Here is a 23,003-nt window from a genome sequence, read left to right as displayed (position 1 = left end):
GCTTAGGCTGGGTCGCAAAGCGCCCTGGCCCGCAACGGGATGGAGGAGCAGTGAAGGACCGACTGCACTGGCTGGCGTTGCACGGGGTGATCCGCGGGATGGCCAATGTCGGCGTTCGACGAGGTGAACTGCAGGCCCGGCTGATCGCCGATCCGGCCGTCGCCGCCAACCCGGTGCCCTTCTACGACGAGCTGCGCCGCCATGGACGCTTGGTGCGGACCCGAGTCAACTGCCTGACCGTCGACCATCAGCTCGGCCACGACATCTTGCGCTCCGACGACTTCCAGGTCATCTCGCTGGGCGAGAACCTGCCGGCACCGCTGCAATGGCTGGAGCGCCGCACCCGCGATCATCAGCTGCACCCGCTGCGGCCGCCGTCGCTGCTGGCGGTCGAGCCGCCCGATCACACCCGCTATCGCAAGACGGTGTCAGCGGTGTTCACCGCGCGGGCCGTTGCCGCGCTGCGTGATCGGGTCGAGCAGACCGCCATCAGTCTGTTGGATCAGCTCGCCACCCAACCCGGTGTGGTCGACGTCGTCGGCCGGTATTGTTCCCAGCTGCCGATCGCGGTTATCAGCGAAATCTTGGGAGTGCCAGCCCATGACCGCCGTCGGGTCCTGGAATTCGGTGAACTGGCAGCGCCCAGCTTGGATATCGGCGTGCCCTACCGGCAGTACCAGCGCGTGCAGCGCGGTGTGACGGGGTTCAACGCCTGGCTGGTGTCACATCTCGAACAGCTGCGCCGAGCCCCCGGCGACGACCTGATGAGCCAGCTGATCCGCACGGCCGAAAGTGGGGACCCGGAAACGTATCTCGACGACGACGAGCTGCACGCGGTTGCCGGGCTGGTGTTGGTCGCCGGCTTTGAAACCACAGTCAACCTGTTGGGCAACGGAATTCGGATGTTGCTGGACATGCCCGAGCATCTGGACACCCTGCGCCAACGTTCTGACCTGTGGCCCAACGCGATCGAAGAGATCTTGCGGTTGGATTCGCCGGTCCAGCTCACCGCGCGGGTGGCCCGCACCGACGTCGAGCTGGCCGGCGAGCCGATCAACCGTGGCGAGATGGTGGTGATTTGTCTGGCCGGGGCCAACCGCGATCCGGCGGTGTTCCCCGATCCGCACCGCTTCGACATCGAACGCCCCAATGCCGGAAGACATCTCGCGTTCTCCACCGGCCGCCACTTCTGCCTCGGGGCCGCCCTTGCCCGCGCCGAGGGCGAAGTCGGGTTGCGCACGTTCTTCGAGCGCTTCCCCGAGGTGCGGGCCGCCGGCGCCGGAAGCAGGCGCGACACCCGAGTGTTACGGGGCTGGTCGACGTTGCCGGTCACCCTGGGGCCGGCCCGCACGCTGGCCGCCCAGTAGGGATGAGCGGGCGGCTCTCGACGGTTGACACCGGCACCGGTAGCGAGTGTCATGGGCCGTTATGACAGACACTTCTCCGATCGAAGTCAGGGATGTGGTGCTCGGGCTGTGGCGGGCCCTCGCCCAGCGCGATTGGGATGCCGTCAAGACGTTTCTCGCCGTGGACTGCCTCTACGTCGACATGCCGGTGCCGGCGCTCGCTGCGCGTGGACCCGACGACATCGTGACGCGGCTGAAGCTCGGGCTGGAGCCGCTCGCCGATTACCAAAACCACGACGGCCTGCTGCTGTCCAACGGATCCGACGTCATGTACGAGCATTCCGAGACCTGGACGTTCAGCACCGGCGAACAGGGGCTGCTGCGGTTCGTCAGCGTCCACAAGGTGGTCGACGGGAAGCTCGCCGTGTGGAAGGACTATTGGGACTTCAACAGCCTGGTCGGTTTCGCGCCGCCGAACCACTTCGAGACGCTCGCAAATGCCGACGCCGGCTGGATCTTCGACGCGACCGGCCTGGTCTGACTCTTGCATACGAATTCTGTTGTGGCACAACGTTGCCCAAGACGGCACCGGCCAAAACCGGTGATCACGTCGAGGCTGTTCAGGCTCTGCTGGGTAAGGTCACCCGGCAAGCCTGACCGATGTCCAGGGTCCGCAATACCCGCCCCATTCCGACCCACAGCGCGCAGGACAAGGCCAAGTCGGCGAGCAATTCATCAGAGAAGTGTTCGCCGCAGCGGCTCCAGAAATCTTCGTCGTCACGCAGCACGGTGTGCTCGGTGGCGAACCGGTACGCGAACTCGGCTGCCAGCCGCTCCTGTTCGCTGTAGCCCGGCCAGGTGTGCCATTCTGCCGCGTGGGCGTAGAGGTCCTCGTCGACCCCGGCGGCGGGCCCGTCGGCATCGCGGGTGTTGGCGCAGACAATGCACTCGTTGTTGTCGGCAATCACCGCGCGCGCAAGCTCGCGGGTGCGCATCGGCAACCGGTTGCTGGTGTAGACCGCCCGGCTGAAGGCGGCCAGCGCGCCGCCGAGCTCAGGGGATTTCGCGATCCAGCCGGCCACGTCGTCGTCGGCGAAAGTTCCGATTCGGCTCATGGCGCGATGGTACGCCGGGGTGGCGCGCTGTCGGTCCATGCGGGTGCGGTGTTGCACCGGTGGGAATGGAGGCTACTTCAGGGGTAGTCACAGTCGGCGCGTCGCCCGCCCAGTCATGACTCCAATCACGCTGCGCCAGAACATGATACGCGATATGCCGCAGAGCCGTTTCCACTTCGCGGCGATCCGGTCAATCGTGGTGGAGTCCGAACTCCCGGGCCGGCAGTGGCCGGCAATGCGTCAAGACTCCGCGGGCGACCGCGCGGGTCTCACCTGGCAGCAGCCAGGGTGCCTGCCGGGGCCAGCTCGTCCAAGTCTTCGTACCAATCGCGCTGAACCAGCACCCCGTCGGTGAGCCGTTGCAGAGCGGCTTCGAATTCCTGGTGGTCGGGCTGCTGCTGCACGCCAGGCGCTACGGCCAGGTGGTCGACGAGCCACTTCCGGAGCAAGCCGGAGAGGACTTCGACCTGGCCGAGCCCGGCGGCGGTCAGCGACAGGATATCGCCGTCGCGTGACGCATAGCCGGTCTGAACCAGCCGGTCGAAGACAGGTTCCAGCACCTGGTGGGGCAGGTGCAGGTGTTTGGCGATGTCGGTGAGCTTCGCGGTCTCGAAGAACCGTTCGTACTGATAGATCCGCAGTACACCCCACAGCGCGGCGACGTCGAGCTCCGAATCCTGGTACGCCGCAGCAAGATTTGGCAGCCGCACCTCGGGAGCTTCGTGCAGCAGATGGGTGACCGCGATTTCCAGCACGTCCTCCGGAGTTTTCGTTCTCGGCACGGCGAACCCGTCTCCGAGGCAGGCCGGGCTGTCGTGGATATCGGCGAGCGGAACCTCGCGCAGGAACAACGCGAGGATGAATCCGGCCAGGGCGACCGCGGCCGCCCACAGAAATACCTGGTTGAGCGACTCGGCATAGGCTCGCACGATCGGTGAGGCAACGTAGTGCGGCAGGCGGTGTAAGACGGCCGGAGAATGCGCGGCCTCGACGGGCGCGCCGCTGGCGGCCAGCGCGGGACCTATCCGCCGCCCCAGGAAGGTTGCGAACAGCGCGCCGAATATCGCGGCACCAAACGACGCGCCGACCACACGGAAGAAGGTCACGCCCGAGGTGGCGACGCCGAGGTCCTCGAAGCGGGACGTGTTCTGCACGATGAGAATGAGCACCTGCATGGACAGGCCGATCCCGGCGCCTAGGAGCACCAGGTACAGCGACTGCACCAGCCACGGCGTCGACTCGTCCATCCGTGACAGCAGCAGGAAAGCGATCGACATCAGCGCCGTCCCCGCGACCGGGAAAATCTTGTACCGGCCCGTCCGGCCGACCATGACGCCCGCGCCCACCGAGGTGGTCAGCAGGCCGACCACCATCGGCAACGTACGCAGCCCCGAGATGGTCGCCGAGGCGCCCTCGACGTAGCGCAGATACATCGGCACGAAGGTCAGCGCGCCCAGCATCGCAAACCCGACCATCAACGACAGCACGGAGCACACGGCGAACACCTGGTTGCGAAACAGGCGGGGCGGGAGAATACCCGCAGCGGCTCGGCCCTCGACCCACACGAAGACACCCAACGCCACCGTGGCCCCGACAAACAGCCCCATGATCGGCGTCGAGCCCCACGAGTAGGTGCTTCCACCCAGGCTGGTGGCCGTGATCAAGGCCGTCGTGGCCAGGGCAATGACCATGATCCCGAGGTAGTCGATAGCCGGTTTGGGGCGGCGGGGCAATGCGGGAATGGCCGTTGCGGCCACGGCGATGACCACGATCGAGATCGGCAGATTGATCCAAAATGCCCATCGCCAGTGCAGATAGTCGGTGCAAAAGCCGCCCAGCAGCGGGCCCGCGACCGTGGTCACCCCGAACACGGCGCCCAAAATGCCCTGGTAGCGGCCGCGGTCCCGCAGCGGGAAGGCCTCGCCGACCAACGCGGCCGCCGTCACCGAAATCGCCCCGGCGCCCACGCCCTGCACGGCCCGCGCAATCGCCAGCATGGTCATCGTTTGCGCCATCCCGCACAGCACGGAGCCGAGCAGGAAGACCAGGACCGACCCCTGCAGCACCCGCTTGCGACCGAGCAGGTCGCCCAGCTTGCCGGCCACCACGACAACGATGGTGCCGCCCAGCAGGTAGCTGGTGATCGCCCACGATTGGTGAACAGAGGCCCCCAGCTCGTCGACGATCGTCGGCAATGCGGGCACGACGATGGTCTGGTCCATCGCCGCGACCAGCACCCCGAGCATCAGCGCCATGAAGATGACATTGCGTCGTGCCGGGCTGATCGATAGGCAGGGAGATCGAGTATCCGCCGCAGTCCGGGATGCCGTCGGGCTCGTCATATCTGCCTCCCGTCGGAGTTCGAGCCCGTGCGCGATACCCAGGAGTGCTGCCCGCGGAATCTCGATCGGATGTCAGGTCGGCGGCCGGGAGACGCACTGCGCCGAGTACAACGCCTCTCCGAGTTTCTCCATCAGTTCCAGCTGCGTCTGCAGGTAGTCGAGATGCAGTTCCTCATCGGCCACAATTTGTTCTAGCAGCTGCGCACTGGTGGTGTCCTGCTTTTCGCGGCACATGATGATTCCGGGCTTGAGCCGATTCAGTACTTCGATTTCGATCGCGATATCGCTTTCGAATTGTTCCCGCAGCGTCTGGCCCACCCGCAGCGAGCCGATGCGCTGGTAGTTCGGCAGCCCGTCGAGCAGCAGGATCCGATCGGTAATCGCCTCGGCATGCCGCATTTCGTCGAACGACTCGGCGCGGGTTTTGGCCGCCAGTTCGGTAAAGCCCCAGTTCTCCTGCATCTTGGAGTGCAGAAAGTATTGATTGATAGCGGTCAGCTCGCTGGTCAATTGTTCGTTGAGCAGACGCAAGACATCCGGATCACCTTGCATGATCACTCCTACGGTGTGAAGGCTGGCATCTTTACCGCAGCAGATGGGCTGGGCTGGAGCACCATCATGGCGGGTTCTAGCAGCACCTTCGGGTGCCGCGTTTCAATCTAGTGCAGCAGGTGGGCTCGGGCGCAGTCATTGTTGCGACGTCGGCGCGTCATGCACAGCCCAGACGGGATGGGCCGGGATGGGCCGCGATGGGCTTAGGTTAGACTGCACTAACCTACTTAGGTTAGACTCTACTAATATGCGGACCGTTCGTTCGGTGGCTCCCCTGGCCACTCCGATTACGGAGGATGTCATGAGCGAGCATCGGGTGGGAGTTTGCTGATGTACGTGTGTCTGTGTGTTGGAGCTACCAACCAGACCGTGTGTGAGGCCGTCGCCCGTGGTGCGGCGACTTCCAAGGAAGTCGCCGCGGCCTGCGGCGCGGGCAGCGATTGTGGACGTTGCCGCCGCACGTTGCGCGCGATCATTGCCGCGGCCGCCCAACCGGCCGCGGTCTGAGGCCGCGCCCCGGTCGGGCTGTGCCTTGTCGGCTTGTCTATGTCTGCCGTTTGGTGAAATCGGCCAACGCCGCGGCATTGGCCTGCGCGCCCATCAACTCGGCGAAATGGGCATTCTCCCGGGCGCTGGCGGCAGCTATCTCGGGACGGATCGGTTCGACCATGGTGTGCTTGACCGCCATCAGGCTCGAAAGCGGCCGGGCCGCAAGGATTTCGGCATGCCGGCGGGCCTCGGGAAGCAGCGCCTCCGGCTCGCAGACGCGCCAGACCAGCCCCATCCGCAAGGCCTCGTCGGCGTCCACCCATTCCGAAGACATCAGCAGCCAGGCCGCGTTCTGCCGGCCCACCAGCTGCGGCAGCAGATATGACGACGCCGCTTCCGGTGCCACCCCAAGGCTGGTGAACGGGCATTTCAGGCGCGCCGTCGACGCCATGAACGCCAGGTCGGCGTAGCCGAGAATGGTGGCGCCTATCCCTACGCCGACGCCGTTGACCACGCAGATCAGCGGTTTGGGGAAACTGCCGAGCGACTCGATGAGTCCCCGGAACCCGTATCGGCCCTCTTCGAAGTCGGGGTCGGTGATGCGCGCCTGCATCTCGGCGAGATCGGTACCGGCGCTGAAGCCGCGACCCGAGCCGGTCAGCAAAACCACGGAAACCCCTGGCTCCTGGGCGGCGTCCAACAGGGCCTGCGCGGTGGCGTCGTAGAGGGCTTCGTTGAAGGCGTTGAGTGCCTCGGGCCGGTTCAGGGTGAGCGTGCGTACCCGGTTCTGGTCATCGATCAGCAGCGTCACAGCGGCAGCCTAGCCGTTGCCGTACACGCGGGTCGGCTCGATCAACACCACGGCACGGCGCTCCGCGGCCATCACCCGGTCGTATTCGTCCCAGTCGTCGTGGGTGCCGCCCGCCGCGATGAACACGTCGCGAAGCAGCAGCCGCAGCTGTTCGGCGTCGCTCAGCCACGGCTGGGAGTCCTCGGGTCCGACGAGCTGGGCGCGGCCCTCGACGGTTGCCCACCGCCAGCCGCTGCGAAAGGTGACGGCCAGTTGCGGCCGTGCCCGCAGATTGGTGAGCTTCACCTTGCCGTACGTGGTGAAGCCCAGGGCGGATTCGCCACCGGCGGGATGTCTCAGCAGACCGACATTGACCAACGATGCCTGCACGGTGCCGTCTGCCCGAACGGTGGAGACCACCGCCAAGCCCTTGTCGGCGGCGGCCAGGGCCACGGCATCGTTGAGTGTCGTCATGATCAGTCCTCACATTTCGAACGGTGTGGTGAACACGTAGCGGCTGGTGGGCACGGTGTCGATGTTCTGGTTGGCGCCGAATGCTGTTGTGCTGGCAACCATCCGGCTTATCCGGTGCTGCAGGTCGGCGTCGTCGTCGGCCCCGAAGAACGCCTTGAGGTCGGAGATGGCCTCGCCCGGGAACAGCTCCTCGACGATGCCGGAGATTGCCGGCGCCCCGGAAGTGAGAGTGCGCACCACCCAGTTCTGGGTGTAGCCGAACGTGGCCTGCGTTTCGATCGCCACTGACGTGTGGTCGCGTTGCCAGCGGGTGAGCCAGGTCGCCTCGTCCAGCCCGGGAGGCCGCCGCAGCAGCGCGATATTTGCCAAACCCGATGTGCGACAACCTGGTTCGGTGGCCGGCGCGGCCATCGGAACCGATTCGGTCACCAGGTATGCGCCGAGTTGCGCACACTCCCGGCCGAGCAGCTGCACGGCCGCCGCCAGCTGGTCGCCATAGCACTGCTGGGTCCACATGCTCACCACCGCGGCCACCGGTGGCTGCAGGGTGGTCAGGGTCATCAGGGATTCGCGTACTGCGCCGTCGCGGACATTGACCGAGAGCCCGGGAAGGCCCAGCTCCAGCAACGCGTCGGCGACCGGCCCCCGTTGGCGAGCGCACCAGTCGTCGTCGGGCTCGTCGCGCATCAGGACGGCGATCACCTTCTCCATAGGCCGAACTTACCTTCGCCGCCACCGGCTCAGAGCGGACCGCCGGCGCTGTGCGTGAGCAGGCGCACCGGTTGTTCCGCGGCGACCACTTCGCCGATGATCCGGGCAAGCCGCCGATACGACTCATCGCGACCACTGGACGAGCGGTATGCCAGGCCGATTCGTCGACCCGGGCGGGGCGCGTCAAAGTGCGCGAGCCCGACACGGCTGCGAGCGGCCTCGACGGTCACGGCGCTCTGCGGTATCAGCGTGACCCCCAATCCGGCTGCCACACATTGGGCGGCGGTGGCCAACGACGCTGCCCGGGTATCAGCGAGCTCGGCTCGGACCCCGGCTTTGTGGCAGAGGTCCAGGGTCTGATCGCGCAGGCAATGGCCCTCGTCCAGCAACAGCAGCGGCAACGTCGCCAGCGCCGCGGCCGGTACCCGACGCTTGCCGGCGAGCGGGTGCCCAGGAGGTAGCGCCAATACGAAGTCCTCCTCATATATGGGGATCTGCGTAACGCCGCCGGAATCGACGGGTACCGCGATCATGGCCGCATCCAGCGCGCCGTCACGCAAACCCGTCAGCAGGCGTTGGGTCTGATCTTCGATCACTTGCGCGGTCAGCGCCGGGAGTAGGCGGGTGAGTCCCGCCAGCACCGTCGGCAGCACGTAGGGCGCCACCGTGGGAATCATTCCCAGCCGAATGCTGCCGTGCAGCGGGTCGGCCACTCCCCCGGCGGCGGTGCTGAAGGCCTCCGCCGCCTCGACCACAGCCTGCGCGAGCGGTAGCAGTTGCATGCCCTCGGCCGTCAAGAAGACCCGTCGCGTCGAACGCTCGACAAGGCGGGTGTCGAGGCCGGCCTCCAGCGCGGCCAACGCCTGCGATAATGTCGACTGGCTTACGCCTAAAGTGGTTGCGGCACTGCTGAAATGCTGCTTCTGTGCGACGGCGACGAAGGCCCGCAGCCCAGCAAGCGTCGGCTGATAGCTCTTATCGGCCATGCCGATAAGTATAGTGTGATATATCACCTTTACTTTCGGGCCGGTTTCGCGGCATCATGAGTGTCGAGACAGCTAATCTTGACTAAATCCAGATAAGGAGCGGATATGTCCTTGCTGACGATCGGCGACCAGTTCCCCGCCTACCAGCTCACCGCGTTGATCGGCGGCGATCTGTCGAAGGTCGACGCCAAGCAGCCCGGCGACTACTTCACCACCATCACCAACGAGGACCACCCCGGCAAGTGGCGCGTGGTGTTCTTCTGGCCCAAGGACTTCACCTTCGTGTGCCCGACCGAGATCGCGGCGTTCGGCAAGCTCAACGACGAGTTCGAGGACCGCGACACGCAGATCCTCGGAGTCTCGATCGACAGCGAGTTCGTCCACTTCCAGTGGCGCGCCCAGCATGAGGACCTGAAGAAGTTGCCCTTCCCGATGCTTTCCGACATCAAGCGCGAGCTCTGCCTGGCCACCGGCGTGCTGAACGAGGAGGGTGTCGCCGACCGGGTGACCTTCATCGTCGACCCGAACAACGAAATCCAATTCGTCTCGGCCACAGCCGGTTCCGTCGGGCGCAACGTCGACGAGGTGCTGCGCGTACTGGACGCCCTCCAATCCGACGAGCTGTGTGCCTGCAACTGGCGCAAGGGCGACCCGACGATCGACGCCGGCGAGCTGCTCAAAGCTTCGGCGTGACGGCCGGAGGAGAACAGATGAGCGTCGAGAAGCTGAAGGCCGCGCTACCCGAGTTCGCCAGGGACCTCAAGCTGAACCTCGGCTCGATCACGCGCAGCACCGTGCTGAACCAGGAGCAGCTGTGGGGAACCCTGCTGGCCAGCGCGGCGGCCACGCGTAACACCCAGGTGCTGGCCGATATCGGGGCCGAAGCGGCCGACAACCTGTCGGAACCGGCATACCAGGCGGCGCTGGCAGCGGCATCGGTCATGGGCATGAACAACGTGTTCTACCGCGGCCGCGGCTTCCTCGACGGCCAGTACGACGACCTGCGCCCCGGGTTGCGGATGAACGTCATCGGCAATCCGGGCGTGGACAAGGCCCACTTCGAGCTGTGGTGCTTCGCGGTCTCCTCGATCAACGGCTGCTCACGCTGCGTGGTTGCTCACGAGCACGCGCTGCGGGAAGCGGGTGTGAGCCGCGAGGCGGTGCTGGAGGCATTGAAGGCCGCGGCCATCGTTGCCGGTGTGGCACAAGCGATCACCGCCGCCCAGACATTGGCTGCCGTTGGCTGACCACCCGATCTAGGAACCCTGCAGGCGCGCCAGCGTCCCCGGATCCTGCTGCCCGCCGTAATACCGGGCGATCAGCGCGACGAAGTCCTCGTTGTCAGCGGTGGCGCAGGCGAACAGCGTCATCGACGAGCGCAGCTTGAGATCGTCGGGCCAACCGAAGATCTCTTCGATGGAGCGGCCCTGCACCTGGTTGACCAGCTGCGTGCACTCATGCAGACGCGGCCCGAGCAGGTCATGGTCCAGATACGCGCGTGCTTCCGCTATCGACGAGATGCCGTAGTAATCCGCCATCGGGCTGTGGCCCAGTCCTCGCAATTGCGGGAAGACGAACCACATCCAGTGAGTTCGCTTGCGTCCCGACCGCAGCTCCGCAACCACGTCGCGGTAGACCGGAGCCTGCGCGTCGACGAAACGCTTCAAGTCGAAGGGGTCGGATGGTCTTGTCATACGACCACGGTTGCACACTGGTTGGGTGACACGGCTGAGCATCGGTTCCTGCGGGTAATGGCGGTCCGGCGACGGGTACCCAAGGTCGGTGACCTGGCACCGCTGATTCAGCTGAGAAGGCCCCGATTCGGCCACACCAAGCGGCGCCTGGATGCCGCGCTGACCATCGAGGACCTGCGGCGCATCGCCAAGCGGCGTACCCCCAGGGCGGCGTTCGACTACACCGATGGCGCCGCCGAGGACGAGCTGTCGATCTGGCGGGCCCGACAGGCGTTCCGCGACATCGAGTTTCACCCGACCATCCTGCGTGACGTCACCACGGTATCCACCGGTTGGGATGTCCTCGGCCGGCCGGTGGCGTTGCCGTTCGGGATCGCGCCGACCGGGTTCACCCGGTTGATGCACACCGAAGGGGAGATCGCCGGGGCGCGGGCGGCAGCCGCGGCGGGGATTCCGTTCGCGATGTCCACCTTGGCCACCTGCGCGATCGAGGATCTGGTGGCCGCAGTTCCCCAGGGCCGCAAGTGGTTTCAGCTGTACATGTGGCGTGACCGGGACCGGTCGATGGCGTTGGTCAAGCGCGCGGCGGACGCGGGATTCGACACCATGTTGGTCACCGTCGACGTTCCGGTGGCCGGTGCCCGGCTGCGCGATGTCCGCAACGGCATGACTATCCCCCCGGCGCTCACGGTGCGCACCGTCCTCGATGCACTGGGGCACCCGCGCTGGTGGTTCGACCTGTTGACCACCGAACCGCTTTCGTTCGCGTCGCTGGATCGCTGGTCGGGCACCGTCGGTGAGTACCTGAACACCATGTTCGACCCCAGCGTCACGTTCGAGGATCTGGCCTGGATCAAGGCCCAATGGCCGGGCAAACTCGTCGTCAAGGGGATTCAGACGCTTGATGACGCGCGTGCCGTGGTGGAATGCGGGGTCGACGGCATCGTCTTGTCCAATCACGGTGGCCGCCAACTGGATCGGGCGCCGGTTCCGTTTCACCTGCTGCCATCGGTGGCCCGCGAACTCGGCAAGCACACCGAGATCCTGATGGATACCGGCATCATGTCCGGCGCCGATATCGTCGCGGCGATCGCGCTGGGAGCGCGGTGCACCTTGGTCGGCCGGGCCTATCTCTACGGGCTGATGGCCGGTGGCGAGGCGGGCGTCGCACGCGCCATCGAGATCCTGGGAAGTGGTGTGCTCCGGACCATGCGGCTGCTGGGCGTGACCTCCTTGGCTGAGCTTTCGCCCAGGCATGTGACGCAATTGCGGCGGTTGGGGCCTCGTCCCACTGCGTGACGCTCGCGCGAGGCGCCGAGATTGCGCCGGGAGCTGCGGCCAGACAGGCGGCCGCCGCGCCGGGCTGTCTTGGCGGCCGACGATCCTGCACAATCACACCCATGGCTCAATTGAGAGACGTCAAACGTCAGGTGGTCCACGGTTTTCAACGGCTGGTAGCCAACCCCCTGGGTCGGCAGTTGCCGCTGACGATGCTCGAAACTATCGGCCGCAAGACAGGACAACCGCGCCGCACCGCCGTCGGCGGAAAGGTCATCGGCAACCAGTTCTGGATGGTGTCCGAGCACGGCGAACATTCGGATTACGTCTACAACATCAAGGCGAACCCGGCCGTCCGGGTGCGCATCGGCGGTCAGTGGCGTACCGGAACAGCCCATCTGCTGCCGGAAGATGACCCGCGGCAGCGGCTGCGAGACCTGCCCCGGGTCAACAGCGCGGCCGTGCGCGCCATCGGCAGCGACCTGCTGACCATCCGGGTCGACCTGGACTGACCGCGGATGGCTTACGACCTCGACCTCGCGGAACGAATCCGCGAGTTGCTGGCGTCGCAGTCCGGCGTGGACGAGAAGCGGATGTTCGGCGGGCTTGCCTTCCTGATCGATGGGCACCTGGCCATGGCCGTCAGCGGTCAGGGCGGACTCTTGGTCCGGGTGCCGCCGGCGGACACCGACAAGCTGCTCGGTAGCGCCCACGTCAGCCCCATGGTGATGGCCGGCCGGCAAACCCGCGGGTGGCTGCGCGTGGCCGCGGAAGGGGTGAAAACCAAACGGCAGCTTCATAGTTGGGTCACGCGAAGCGTGACCTGGGTGCACAGCCTGCCGCCGAAATGACCACCCGGTTTGCGGCCGGCAAATGCGGGTACGCCGCCCGCATGGACAAGCCCGAGCGACGCGTGAAACGACTGCTCGAGGTCGCCGGTACCAGCTACGCTGCCGAGGCCGGCATTCGCATCGACGACAAGCCGATGCCGCTGTTTCAACTGCTGGTGCTGTGCATGCTGGCCAGCAAGCCGATCGACGCCACCATCGCCATGCGCGCCGCGCGGGAGCTGTTCAAGGCGGGCCTGCGCACCCCCAAAGCGGTGCTGGAATCCCGGCGACAGACCATGATCGATGCGTTCGGCCGCGCCCACTACGTGCGCTACGACGAAAGTTCGGCGACCCGGCTTACCGAAATGGCCGAGCGGGTCCGCGACGAATTCCGCGGTGACCTGCGCGAAATCGCGCGGCGCAGCGACCACGACCTGCCGAAAGTCAAGCGAATCCTCAAGCAGTTCAAAGTGATTGGTGATACAGGTGCCGACATCTTCCTGCGTGAAGTGCAGGATGTGTGGACCTGGGCGCGGCCGTATTTCGACGACCGTGCCACCGCTGCGGCCCAGGAGCTCGGCCTGCCCACCGATCCGGCAAAGCTTTCGGCGCTGGCCGCCGGGGCCAACGCCCGGCTGGCGGCGGCGCTGGTCCGCGCGTCTCTGGACGACGAGGTGCGCCGCCAGGTGACCGATTGAACCGGCGGTGACCGTGCGCATCGGCACCTCGGGGTGGTCCTATCAGCACTGGACCGACGTGTTGTACCCGCGCGGTCTGCCCGCCGCGCGCCGCCTGACCCGCTACGCCGAAGTCTTCGACACCGTCGAACTGAACGCCAGCTTCTACCGCTGGCCCAGGGATTCGACGTTCGCGGCGTGGCGAGCCGAGTTGCCGGACGGGTTCACCATGTCGGTCAAGGCGCACCGCGGGCTGACCCACTACCGCCGGCTGGTGGGGCCCGAACCCTGGATCGAGCGGTTCGAACGCTGTTGGCAGCTGCTGGGTGATCGTCACGGCGTGCTGCTGGTTCAGCTGCATCCCGAGCAGCGCCGCGATGATGCGCGGCTGGCTTCCTTCCTGGGCAGCGTGCCGACGACCATCCGGGTCGCCGTCGAGCTGCGGCACCCGTCCTGGAACGACCCGGCGGTGTATGCGGTGCTGAAACGCCACCGCGCCGCGTACGTGGTGATAAGCGGCGGCGGTCTCGCGTGTATCCCACGGGCCACCACCGACCTGGTGTACGTCCGGATGCACGGTCCCGATCGGGACGCGATGTACACGGGTTCGTACTCGCCCGGCGACCTGCGACGCTGGGCCGACCGCATCACCGACTGGGACGTTGCGGGCCGCGACGTGTGGCTGTACTTCAACAACGACCTGGGCGGCCACGCCGTCCGTAACGCGCTGTCATTGCGGGAGCTGCTGAGCTAAGTAGGCTGGGGGGCATGGCCAGTTCGACAACATTCGTCATCGTCGGCGGCGGGCTTGCCGGCGCCAAAGCGGCAGAAGCGTTGCGCGACAACGGTTTCAACGGCACCATCATGCTCTTCGCCGATGAGGAGCAGCTGCCCTACGAGCGTCCCCCGCTGTCCAAGGAATTCCTGGCGGGCAAGAAGTCGCTCGACGAGTTCACCGTGCAGAACTCGGATTGGTATCGCGACCACGATGTCGACCTGCGGCTGGGCACCCGAGTGTCGTCGTTGGATCCCGCGGCGCACGCCGTCGGGCTTCCCGACGACACCAGCGTGCACTACGACAAGCTGCTGCTGGCGACCGGATCGGCGTCGCGGCGCCTGCCGATTCCCGGCGCCGACGCCGCCGGCGTGCATTACCTGCGCACGTTCGAGGATGCGTCGGCGCTGAATTCCGTGCTGGCCGAGGGCTCTTCGCTTGCGGTCGTGGGCGCGGGCTGGATCGGTCTGGAGGTGGCCGCCAGCGCTCGGCAGCGCAACGTCGATGTCACCGTGGTGGAGGCGGCCAGGCAGCCGCTGTCGGCCGCGTTGGGCGACACCGTCGGCACGGTGTTTGCCGACCTGCATCGTGATCATGGTGTGGACTTGCGGCTGGATGCGCAGGTGGCCGCGATCACGACGGAGGGCGGCCGGGCCAGTGGGCTCAAGCTGGGCGACGGGTCCGTCATCGCCGCCGATGCCGTGCTGGTGGCTGTCGGCGCGAAGCCCAACATCGAACTCGCCCAACAGGCCGGCTTGGCGATGGCTGACGGCGGTGTCCTGGTCGATGCGTCGCTGCGCACCAGCGATCCCGACATCTATGCCGTCGGTGACATCGCCGCCGCCGAGCACCCGCTGCTGGGCACCCGGATCCGCACCGAACACTGGGCCAACGCGCTCAAACAACCCGCGGTGGCGGTCGCCGGAATGCTCGGCGCCCCAGGCGAATACGCGGAGCTGCCCTACTTCTTCACCGATCAGTACGACCTCGGGATGGAGTACGCCGGCCACGCGTCCGGCGTCGAGCGGGTGGTGTTCCGCGGCGACGTGGCCGGCCGCGAGTTCGTCGCGTTCTGGCTCGACGGCGACAACCGGGTGCTGGCCGGTATGAACGTCAATATCTGGGACGTGCTCGACGACGTCAAAGCCCTGATCCGATCCAAAGCCCCGGTCGACGCCGGCAGGCTGGCTGATCCCGCATCGCCGTTGGCCGAATTGCGGCGCGACTCTTAGCGCTCTTAGTCGGGGGGCTTCCAAGTGTGGTCGATGACGTCGGGCGGCGGCTGAGCTTGCAGCCGCTCCCGCTCGGTGCGTCGGCGTTTGACCCGCAACCGGGCGTCCGCGGGCATAGTGACCAGCTCGTCGGACGTCAGGTAGTACACGTCATCGACAGTGTCGATCAGGTCCGCCGCAACCCGCCGAGATCCCAACTCGCGCAGCGTCATCCGAAGTTCGTGGGTGAACCGGATGGTGGTGTCGTGAGCCAACTCTCGCGAACTGCGGGCACTGGTGGCCAACCGCTGGGCAAACGTCGCCGGTGGCGCCGGCTCGGCGGGCGCCGTAGCGGCTTGCGCAGCGAAGGTCAAAAGTGGCGACGGGTCGTCGCCGAACGCCGGGTTGGCCAGCTCCGCTTCCCCCGGGCCACGGTGTCCCAGCTGGGCAACGGCGGCGTCGAGGGCCGCCGCGGCCGACGGCGACAACGCCCGGATACTGTCGACGTTGCCCTCGAGGGCCAGGGCGCACAGCGGTGCATCGGCGCGCAGGATATTCGTCAGCTCAGTGCTCACCGCCGCGACCCGACCGCTATCCATGATCACCCCGATACCGGACACGCTGGATTTCGCGTGTGTGTGCTCCAGCGTCGCCGCGGTGATGCCGGTGTCGATGACCCATAGCGCCGTGAGGATCCAGCCTTGGTGAATCCGGTCCCGCAACAAACGAACCCGTACTTCCAGACTGGCGTCCGGCAGGTCGCTCAGCTGCCCGGCATCGAAGTGCTCTGCCGACGCTGCGGCAACATAGGCCTGCGTGTCAGCCCGCAGATGACGCAACAGCGACAGCGACCGAGCTGTCACGACCACCTTGGCGACCGACCCAAGTGCTCCGCCGGCCAACTGGGGTCGCCCAAACGGCAGCAGACCCGTGGGCGGTTGATGGTCCCCCAACGCACGGCGGGTGATGGCCTGCTCGTCCCAGCCCGGCAGCTGGCTGGCGACGACGATATTGGCCGACACGCCGACGTAGGGGCGATGACCGAATACCGCGATGGCCCTGCTCTCCCACTCCTGGGCAACCACGTCGCCAAGTGCCAGGATTCGGCCCATGGCCCGACCCGCGGCGCGCAGTCCGCCCATCTGGATGTCCAGCGTCATCGGGGTCAGCGGTCCGGGCAGCGCTTCGGCGAGACCGGTTGCGCTGAATACCGGAAACCGCGGATCGATCCGGTCGTCGAACTCGCCCTCGAGCCCGTCGGGCCCCACCGAGGTCACGGTGGCGCCGTAATGGGGTATCGACCGCGGGACCGGCTCGACCGGAAGTGCCAGTTGGCCTGACCCGATGGTCGCGCCATCACGATCCAGCCGCCGGCCCACCAATCCGCGCCCGGTGTCCACGATCGCCTCGGTCGCCTGCCACCCGTACTGGAAATTCCAATCTTCTCGGGCCGCAGCGGTGTCCATCTGCGGTATCAGGTCAGCCCAGCGGCGAATCCGGTGCGTTCGCAGGCGCGGGTCGGCCGATTGCAGCAGCCGCCACGCGGTGACCAGGTTCGCGGCGTCCGGCGTCGCCAGGTCGACGACACCGTTGCGGTCGGTGTTGAGCGCCAAGACCAGGAAGCGAACCAGGTCGTCGAGGTGCAGCACCCGCATCGGCTGCGCCGAGACCCTGCTGCGCAGCAGAGTGGACACCGTCCGGCAAACCATCCAGTCGAGGTGCCGACCGACCGGCGGCGCGATGCGAATCGCCAAGTTCGGCGCCCAACAGCTGGCCACCAAGGCCTCGGCCTGCTGATAGAGATCGGGTGACCCCGCGGCCTGGGACACGAACAGCAGCCGGGCACCCGCACGGGAGGCCGCGTTGCTCACATGCGCCAGGCCGTTGAGGCCGGCCGCGCCCGGTGCGCTGGTGTCCACCGGGGCCAGATGGATCACCGCGTCCGCGTCGGCGGCTAACTCCAGCAACACCGGGTCGCGCAGCGACGCGCAAACAAAATCGACACCGGCATCCAGGGATGGGTGTCGATGCGGGGCGATCCCGCTGACCGTGTGCCCGGCCGCGATCAGCTGGCGTGCTACCAGCCGCCCGAGAGTGCCGGCAGCATCGGTAACCAGGACGTGCACCCTGCCCACCTTCCCCAACGTCTTGTCATGACAATAAGCACGCCGGCCCTACTTGCGCGACCAATTGAGTCCGGACCGTGACCCGGAAGGGCGTTCGAAATCGTCGCGGCCGGTTACCGCAGTGTCGCGCTGCCGTCGGCGGCGATGGCAACCTTGGCCCCGGCAATGTCTCCGGTGTCTTGGTGCACTGTTGCTTCGGTCGTATCGGGATCGGTGATCACCCCCAAACTTCGTGCCCCGTCGGGCGTGCGCACGGCCACAAAGGTCTTCTCGGGCCGGCCCTCCCGGGTGAACGGCGTGGTCCACGCCTCGACCGTTCCGATTCCCTCCCACTCGACCAAACCCGCCGTCGTGGGCTCGCGGTCCACGACCGGCTGCACATCTTCCCATCGAAATTCCGCGGGCGGCTCGGTGCTGTACACGCCGAAGCTGTGTTTGGTCAGGTAACCGCCGTTTGCGGTGATCAGCCCGCGGCTGCCGGGGTTGGCCACCAGCAGTTCGGCCATGGTGGCGATGGAGTGGGTGACGTAATTGCTCCACGGGCCGCCGGCGAAGGTCAGGCCGCCGGTGACCGTCAGCGCTCGGGCGGGATCATCGGTTGCCAGGCCGAGTTCAGCCGCGGCAATCTGCACGGCAGAGGGAAAGCACGAGTACAGGTCGACGTAGTCGATATCGTCGGTGGCCAGGCCGGCCAGCTCCAACACACGCGCGCCGCCGATCCGGATGGCCGGAGACCGGTACAGCTCAGCCCGCTCGGCGATTGCGGGTGTGTCGTGCGCGTCGGTACCCGCGTGCGGGTAAACCCAGCGCTCGCGGGGGACCTGCAGGCGGGTGGCATGCTCGACCGACGTCAGGATCAGCGCCGCGCCCTGGTCGACCATGTTGTTGGAGTTCATCAACTTGGTGTAGGGCCAACTGATCATCCGGTTCTGCGGGCCGGGCCGCCAAATCTCGTCGGCGGTCATCGGGGTGCGGATCCAGGCGTTGGGATTGTCGACCGCGACGGCATTGAAGCGAGCCCACAGCTGACCGACCCGGCGCCGGTGATCCTGCGTCGACTCGCCGTTGGCGATGCGCAGCGCCTGCTCGAACAGCGGGTAGACGTAGGCGGGCCGGTCCAGCTTGATCCTGAGCTCGGCCTCCCCCGCCATCGGGACGTCGTCACCGGCGATTTCAGGCAGCGGAACGGATTCGTCCTGTCGAGTCCAGACCAGCCGGCTGCCCTGGGACTTCAGCCCGGTCCTGGTACGCCAGGTTTCGGCGCCGCCGATCAGCACCACGTCGGCGCGACCCTGCTGGATGTCCAGGCAGGCCTGGCTGACCAGCGACTGCGGCGTGTTGCCGCCGACACTGCCGTAGCTCGTGGTGAAGCAGCCCGCGTCGAGGCGCTCACCGAGCAACTGCCCCGGGTTTCGGTAGTGCGCCGAAAGCATGTGCACCACGCGGATCGAGTCGACGGCCGCCAACACCCGAGAATCGGCGGCTTGCCGGGCCGCTGCGACCATCAGGTCGACCGGTTCGACCGACGGCCCGGCCGGGTCGATCTCGTCGCGATGGTTGACCTGACCGTAGCCGATCAGCACCGGAGTCCTGGGATCAACGGGCATGCTTCGAACCTAGCGCCGAGCTTGGTTCGGACGCACACCAGCGTGGCGTTCGCGGATCCTTATCCGCCATCCGGCGCGAACAACACGCCCTCGGCGATCAGCCGCTCGACCTCGTCCGGGCCCATCCCCAGCAGCTCGTGGCAGATGGCGCGGGTGTCCTGACCCGCCTGGGGCGCCGGTCGGTGCGGTGAATGCGGGATGTGGCGAAATGGCGCCGGACCCGTCTCCGCCGGCAGCGGACGTGCGATGAGCGGATGCACCATGGTCGCGAGCAGCTGGCGCTCGGCCAGCTGAGGATCCTCGAGCAGGTCAGGCGGGCGGTTCATCGGTCCGGCAGCGACTCCGCCCGACTGCAGCAGTTGGGCCGCCTGCAACGGGGCGTGGGTGCCGGTCCACGCCGACATCTCCGCCGACAAGTCGGCGCGGTTGGCCCTGCGAGCCTCGGCCGTCGCGAAGCGCGGGTCGTCGACCAATTCCGGCTTACCGAAAACCGATGCAGCACAACGCCATTCGTCATCTGTGCAGATGGAGATGACGCACCATTCGTCGTCACCGGCGCACGGGCAGACGGCGTGCACGCTGATGTCGTCGCGGATTTCGGCGGCGCCGGCGGCGCGGGCGGCTTCCGTCACGAACAGCGTGTCGAGTTGATTGACGACGACTTCGGCCTGAGAGACGTGGACGTGGGCACCGGCTCCGGTGCGATCGCGGTGGATCAGCGCGGCCAGGGCCAGGATCGCGACGACGCGTCCCACCACGTGATCGGGGAAGATCGTCGTCGCGTCGTAGAAGGAATGCCGCGCGCCGTCGGCAGGTGCTTCTTCGGACGTCCACACGCTGGTGACACCGGTGGTCGCGCGCACCAACGGCCCATATCCCAGCCGGCGGCTCCACGGGCCGCGGTTGCCGAACGCGCTGCTGCCGGCGAGCACGATCCGAGGGTTGAGGCCACGCAGCTTGTCGTAGTTGAACCCCAGTGAGGTCAGCGTTCCCGGCTTGAAGTTGGCGAAGACGGCGTCGGCCTCGGCCAGCAGGCGGCCGAAGATCTCCTTGCCCTCGGTGCTGCGCAGGTCCATCCCGAATGCGCGGTGATTGCGGTGGGTCCAGGCGAATGACTCGCTCATCGCGTCGCCGACGCGGGCCTGTCGCAGCCCGTCGGGATAGTCGGCGCTCTCGACCTTGATGACCTCGGCGCCTAAGTCGCCGAACAGGCGGCTGAGCTCACCGCCGGCGACGATGATGCCGAGGTCGAGAATGCGCAGTCCCTCGAAGGGGTAGCCGCCCACCTCGCCCGCGGGCGGGGGTACCGGTGCCGGGTCGGCGAGCCAGCGCGGTTTGTGCCGTCCGGGGGCGGGAGCGGGGGTGCGAAAGCCGGCGCGCTGCTCGTTGACGGTGAAATATCCGGTCGGCACCTGGGCGTGCACGCCGGGAACGAGCTCGGCATCGGTGATCGCGCCCACCGCCTGGAAATGTTCGGAGGCCAGGATCCGCGACGGCGTCAGCACCGCCGCGATCGGCACCCCGTGAGCCTGTCCGGCGGCCACCAACTCTTTCATGGTCTGTCCGGCGAACAGCGCCGCCACCAACAGACTGATCTGGGGCCACGCGGCAAAACGGGCGCCGATCACGTCGTAGCTGGGATCCTGAAAGTCTTGCGGCTCCCCCAACCAGCGGCGCAGGCCGCGCCATTGGCGCGGCGCCATCACGCACAACCGCACGTAGCCGTCCTGGCACGGATAGATCGGGTACGCGTCCTGGTTTCTGGGGCGTCCGCGCCACCGTGCGCTGCTGCGGATGCCGGCCGCGACCTGCCCGTGCGCCCCGAAGGCCGGGTCAAGGGCCATGACAACCGCGTCGAACCGCGAGAAGTCGATGTAATCACCTGTGCCACAACGCAATCTGTTGTAATAGGCGACCAGCAGCGCCCAGGCGGCTTGGACGGCGGCGGTCGCCGAAGCGATGCCGTCCGGCGGTAACACCGGGGTGCCTGTGGTGGGACCGGACCGCGACAGCGAGCCCGACATCGCATACAACACCGGATCGGTGGCACGCCAGGCGGATCGTGGCCCGCAGGTACCGAAGTCGGTGAACGACAACACAACCAGGTGTGGGTGGCGATCGGCCAGTTCGGCACACGTTGTCCCGTAAGCGGACGCCGCTCCGGGAAGGCCGCTGTCGACCACGATGTCGGCGTTGGCGGTGAGTTCGTCGAAACGCCGGCGGTCCTGCTCGTCGAGCGGGTCCAGCACCGCGCTGCGCTTGTTGGCGTTGTGCACGGCGAACGGGATGCTGGTGCCGGCCAACGTCGGCGGGACGCCGCGTCCCGGGCTGCCGCCGGGAGCTTCCACCTTGAGGACGTCGGCACCCAGATCGGCCAGCAACCGGGTGACCATGTCGGCGCTACCTCGGGATAGGTCCAGGACGCGTACCGAATCCAGCAACCCGTCGGCCATCCGCACACCGTACCGGCGCCCGCCCACCTCCGCGCGCCTCATCCCGGCGCGGGAACTGGAAAGCCGTGCCGCCCGGGATCAGACCGGCGTGCGCTGGTAGCGCAGTTGTTCTACCGCCGTGGCGCCGAAGACCTCGGTGCGCCGCGTCCCGTCGAACCTCCACCCGTCGCGCTCGTAGAACCGCCGGGCGCGGACATTTCCGTCCAGCACCCACAACGAAGCGTGGCTGACCCCGACCCGACGCAGCCGATCTCGGGCAGCGGCCATCAACAAACGGCCGACTCCGCTACCCAGCCAGGCCGGATCGACGTAGATCGCCGTAAGCTCACCGGAATTCGGCAAGTCGTGGTCCCGGCACAGGCCCGTGGTGGCCAAGCCGCAGATGGCAGAACCGTCGACGGCCACCACGGTGGTCGGCAGCCGAAGTCCCATGCGGCCGAACGTATACCGGCGTGCCCACACCTCGGGCCGCAGACCGTCGAGGTATTCCTGGTCGATGAGTCCCGGATAGGCGCACTGCCACGACCGGACGTGCACACGAGCCACCGCTTCGGCGTCCTCCGGGACGGCCGCGCGCACCTGCGTCACCGTTGCAGTATCGGCGCGGTTGTTGCGCAGCGTGCGGCCGGGTGGTGTGCTTACCGCATCGCCCGGTTGACACCCGTCAAGCCCCGGAGAGGACGAACATGGCAGACACGGCATCCCTCGGTGTCAAGGTGCGCGGCAAGGTCATCGTCATCACCGGCGGTGCACGAGGCATCGGATTGGCGACGGCGACCGCCCTGCACAAGTTGGGCGCCCGGGTTGCGATCGGCGACATCGACGAGGCCAAAGTGAAGGAATCGGGTGCCGACCTGGGTCTCGACGTCTACGGCAAACTCGATGTCACCGACCGGGGTTCGTTTTCGGATTTTCTCGACCGGGTCGAGCGCCAGCTCGGCCCGATCGACGTGCTGGTCAACAACGCCGGCATCATGCCAGTGGGGCGGATTATCGACGAGCCGGATTCGGTGACCCGCCGCATTTTGGACGTCAATGTCTTCGGGGTCGTCCTGGGCAGCAAGCTGGCCGTTGAGCGGATGGTCCCGCACGGGCGTGGGCAGGTCATCAACGTCGCCTCGCTTGCCGGCGAGCTCTATGCGGTGGGGTTGGCCACCTACTGCGCCAGCAAGCACGCGGTCGTGGCGTTCACCGACTCGGCGCGGCTCGAATACCGCTCGGCGGGCGTGAAGTTCTCCATGGTGTTGCCGACGTTCGTGAATACCGAACTGACCGCCGGGACCGCCGGGGTCAAGGGATTCAAGAACGCAGAGCCGGAGCAGATCGCCGACGCGATCGTGCGGCTGGTGGCCCACCCGAAGCCGCGGGTGCGGGTCACCCGGGCGGCCGGAGCGATGGTCGTCTCGCAGAAGTTCATGCCGCGCCCGCTGGCCGAGGGGCTGAACCGCATCCTGGGCGGTGAACGCGTCTTCACCGACGACGTCGACGTCGCCAAGCGCAAAGCCTACGAGGCCCGCGCTCGTGGACAGGACTGACCGGCCTCAGCT

24 protein-coding genes are annotated in these 23,003 nt (G+C 67.0%); 12 read left to right on the top strand and 12 right to left on the bottom strand.

Going from position 1 to position 23,003, the window contains the following annotated elements; genetic code table 11:
* Nucleotides 1-50 precede the first annotated feature (50 nt).
* Nucleotides 51-1,367 (top strand): cytochrome P450, encoded by a 1,317-nt coding sequence (locus AWC07_RS06275; RefSeq protein WP_036418784.1) that lies wholly within the window; start codon nt 51-53, stop codon nt 1,365-1,367.
* Nucleotides 1,368-1,428: 61 nt separating this feature from the next.
* Entirely contained in the window at nt 1,429-1,887 is a 459-nt protein-coding gene (locus AWC07_RS06270; RefSeq protein ID WP_036418786.1) for a nuclear transport factor 2 family protein, read from the top strand.
* Between the two features lie 79 nt (nt 1,888-1,966).
* On the opposite strand, the gene AWC07_RS06265 is transcribed toward AWC07_RS06270, so the two are convergent.
* The 3 genes from AWC07_RS06265 to bfr all read right to left on the bottom strand — a co-directional run bounded on the left by AWC07_RS06265 (nt 1,967) and on the right by bfr (nt 5,355).
* The gene (locus AWC07_RS06265) at nt 1,967-2,461 is read right to left on the bottom strand and encodes a carboxymuconolactone decarboxylase family protein (RefSeq protein WP_036418828.1); all 495 of its coding nucleotides are present in this window, start codon (nt 2,459-2,461) and stop codon (nt 1,967-1,969) included.
* A 269-nt stretch (nt 2,462-2,730) separates the two neighbouring features.
* Nucleotides 2,731-4,803, bottom strand: coding sequence for an MDR family MFS transporter (locus AWC07_RS06260; RefSeq protein WP_036418788.1), 2,073 nt, complete (start codon nt 4,801-4,803; stop codon nt 2,731-2,733).
* 72 nt (nt 4,804-4,875) lie between these two features.
* Nucleotides 4,876-5,355, bottom strand: a complete 480-nt coding sequence (bfr, locus tag AWC07_RS06255; RefSeq protein ID WP_036403411.1) for a bacterioferritin — start codon at nt 5,353-5,355, stop codon at nt 4,876-4,878.
* A gap of 330 nt (nt 5,356-5,685) precedes the next feature.
* Between bfr and AWC07_RS06250 the strand changes: the two genes are divergently transcribed.
* Complete coding sequence (locus tag AWC07_RS06250) at nt 5,686-5,862, top strand: (2Fe-2S)-binding protein (RefSeq protein ID WP_082277212.1); 177 nt, start codon at nt 5,686-5,688, stop codon at nt 5,860-5,862.
* A gap of 37 nt (nt 5,863-5,899) precedes the next feature.
* Here AWC07_RS06250 and AWC07_RS06245 read toward each other — a convergent pair whose 3' ends face one another.
* From AWC07_RS06245 to AWC07_RS06230, 4 genes are read right to left on the bottom strand one after another with little or no spacing between them, the layout of a single operon-like run.
* Entirely contained in the window at nt 5,900-6,655 is a 756-nt protein-coding gene (locus AWC07_RS06245; protein WP_036418791.1) for an enoyl-CoA hydratase/isomerase family protein, read from the bottom strand.
* 9 nt (nt 6,656-6,664) lie between these two features.
* Nucleotides 6,665-7,108, bottom strand: coding sequence for a TIGR03618 family F420-dependent PPOX class oxidoreductase (locus tag AWC07_RS06240; protein WP_036418794.1), 444 nt, complete (start codon nt 7,106-7,108; stop codon nt 6,665-6,667).
* 9 nt (nt 7,109-7,117) lie between these two features.
* Nucleotides 7,118-7,819: an EthD domain-containing protein gene (locus tag AWC07_RS06235; protein WP_036418797.1), complete on the bottom strand. Its 702-nt coding sequence runs from the start codon at nt 7,817-7,819 to the stop codon at nt 7,118-7,120.
* A 29-nt stretch (nt 7,820-7,848) separates the two neighbouring features.
* A complete protein-coding gene (locus tag AWC07_RS06230; RefSeq protein WP_036418801.1) occupies nt 7,849-8,805 on the bottom strand; it encodes a hydrogen peroxide-inducible genes activator in 957 nt (318 codons plus the stop codon).
* Between the two features lie 105 nt (nt 8,806-8,910).
* Here AWC07_RS06230 and AWC07_RS06225 point away from each other — a divergent pair, with 105 nt between their 5' ends.
* Together AWC07_RS06225 and ahpD are read left to right on the top strand one after the other, a co-directional pair.
* Nucleotides 8,911-9,498 carry a peroxiredoxin gene (locus tag AWC07_RS06225; RefSeq protein WP_036418803.1) on the top strand — a complete coding sequence of 196 codons (588 nt, stop codon included), beginning with the start codon at nt 8,911-8,913 and terminating at the stop codon, nt 9,496-9,498.
* A gap of 17 nt (nt 9,499-9,515) precedes the next feature.
* The gene (gene ahpD, locus AWC07_RS06220) at nt 9,516-10,052 is read left to right on the top strand and encodes an alkylhydroperoxidase, AhpD family (RefSeq protein ID WP_036418830.1); all 537 of its coding nucleotides are present in this window, start codon (nt 9,516-9,518) and stop codon (nt 10,050-10,052) included.
* A 9-nt stretch (nt 10,053-10,061) separates the two neighbouring features.
* Here the strand turns inward: ahpD and AWC07_RS06215 are convergent, their stop codons facing one another.
* Complete coding sequence (locus AWC07_RS06215; protein WP_036418806.1) at nt 10,062-10,499, bottom strand: DUF1810 domain-containing protein; 438 nt, start codon at nt 10,497-10,499, stop codon at nt 10,062-10,064.
* 57 nt (nt 10,500-10,556) lie between these two features.
* On the opposite strand from AWC07_RS06215, the gene AWC07_RS06210 reads away from it, so the two are divergent.
* The 6 genes from AWC07_RS06210 (at nt 10,557) to AWC07_RS06185 (ending at nt 15,291) form a co-directional block, all read left to right on the top strand.
* Nucleotides 10,557-11,798 carry an alpha-hydroxy acid oxidase gene (locus tag AWC07_RS06210; RefSeq protein WP_036418809.1) on the top strand — a complete coding sequence of 414 codons (1,242 nt, stop codon included), beginning with the start codon at nt 10,557-10,559 and terminating at the stop codon, nt 11,796-11,798.
* A gap of 101 nt (nt 11,799-11,899) precedes the next feature.
* Entirely contained in the window at nt 11,900-12,289 is a 390-nt protein-coding gene (locus AWC07_RS06205; RefSeq protein ID WP_036418812.1) for a nitroreductase family deazaflavin-dependent oxidoreductase, read from the top strand.
* Between the two features lie 6 nt (nt 12,290-12,295).
* Complete coding sequence (locus AWC07_RS06200; protein ID WP_036418814.1) at nt 12,296-12,628, top strand: TfoX/Sxy family protein; 333 nt, start codon at nt 12,296-12,298, stop codon at nt 12,626-12,628.
* A 41-nt stretch (nt 12,629-12,669) separates the two neighbouring features.
* On the top strand, nt 12,670-13,305 hold the full coding sequence (locus AWC07_RS06195; RefSeq protein WP_036418832.1) for a hypothetical protein: 636 nt from the start codon (nt 12,670-12,672) through the stop codon (nt 13,303-13,305).
* 7 nt (nt 13,306-13,312) lie between these two features.
* Nucleotides 13,313-14,038 (top strand): DUF72 domain-containing protein, encoded by a 726-nt coding sequence (locus tag AWC07_RS06190; protein ID WP_036418817.1) that lies wholly within the window; start codon nt 13,313-13,315, stop codon nt 14,036-14,038.
* Nucleotides 14,039-14,052: 14 nt separating this feature from the next.
* Nucleotides 14,053-15,291, top strand: a complete 1,239-nt coding sequence (locus AWC07_RS06185; protein WP_085104997.1) for an NAD(P)/FAD-dependent oxidoreductase — start codon at nt 14,053-14,055, stop codon at nt 15,289-15,291.
* Between the two features lie 5 nt (nt 15,292-15,296).
* Here AWC07_RS06185 and AWC07_RS06180 read toward each other — a convergent pair whose 3' ends face one another.
* The 4 genes from AWC07_RS06180 to AWC07_RS06165 all read right to left on the bottom strand — a co-directional run bounded on the left by AWC07_RS06180 (nt 15,297) and on the right by AWC07_RS06165 (nt 22,044).
* Entirely contained in the window at nt 15,297-17,396 is a 2,100-nt protein-coding gene (locus tag AWC07_RS06180; protein ID WP_036417080.1) for a Rossmann-fold NAD(P)-binding domain-containing protein, read from the bottom strand.
* A gap of 113 nt (nt 17,397-17,509) precedes the next feature.
* The gene (locus tag AWC07_RS06175; protein ID WP_036417082.1) at nt 17,510-19,003 is read right to left on the bottom strand and encodes an acetyl-CoA acetyltransferase; all 1,494 of its coding nucleotides are present in this window, start codon (nt 19,001-19,003) and stop codon (nt 17,510-17,512) included.
* Between the two features lie 59 nt (nt 19,004-19,062).
* Nucleotides 19,063-21,456, bottom strand: a complete 2,394-nt coding sequence (locus AWC07_RS06170; RefSeq protein ID WP_139829570.1) for a CoA transferase — start codon at nt 21,454-21,456, stop codon at nt 19,063-19,065.
* A 78-nt stretch (nt 21,457-21,534) separates the two neighbouring features.
* Nucleotides 21,535-22,044: a GNAT family N-acetyltransferase gene (locus AWC07_RS06165; protein ID WP_036417085.1), complete on the bottom strand. Its 510-nt coding sequence runs from the start codon at nt 22,042-22,044 to the stop codon at nt 21,535-21,537.
* 98 nt (nt 22,045-22,142) lie between these two features.
* Between AWC07_RS06165 and AWC07_RS06160 the strand changes: the two genes are divergently transcribed.
* Nucleotides 22,143-22,991 carry an SDR family oxidoreductase gene (locus tag AWC07_RS06160; RefSeq protein ID WP_036417087.1) on the top strand — a complete coding sequence of 283 codons (849 nt, stop codon included), beginning with the start codon at nt 22,143-22,145 and terminating at the stop codon, nt 22,989-22,991.
* Nucleotides 22,992-23,003: the final 12 nt, after the last annotated feature.

This window comes from Mycobacterium gastri (assembly GCF_002102175.1).
GTDB lineage: Bacteria > Actinomycetota > Actinomycetes > Mycobacteriales > Mycobacteriaceae > Mycobacterium > Mycobacterium gastri.
This window is presented reverse-complemented; position numbering and strand designations above follow the sequence as displayed.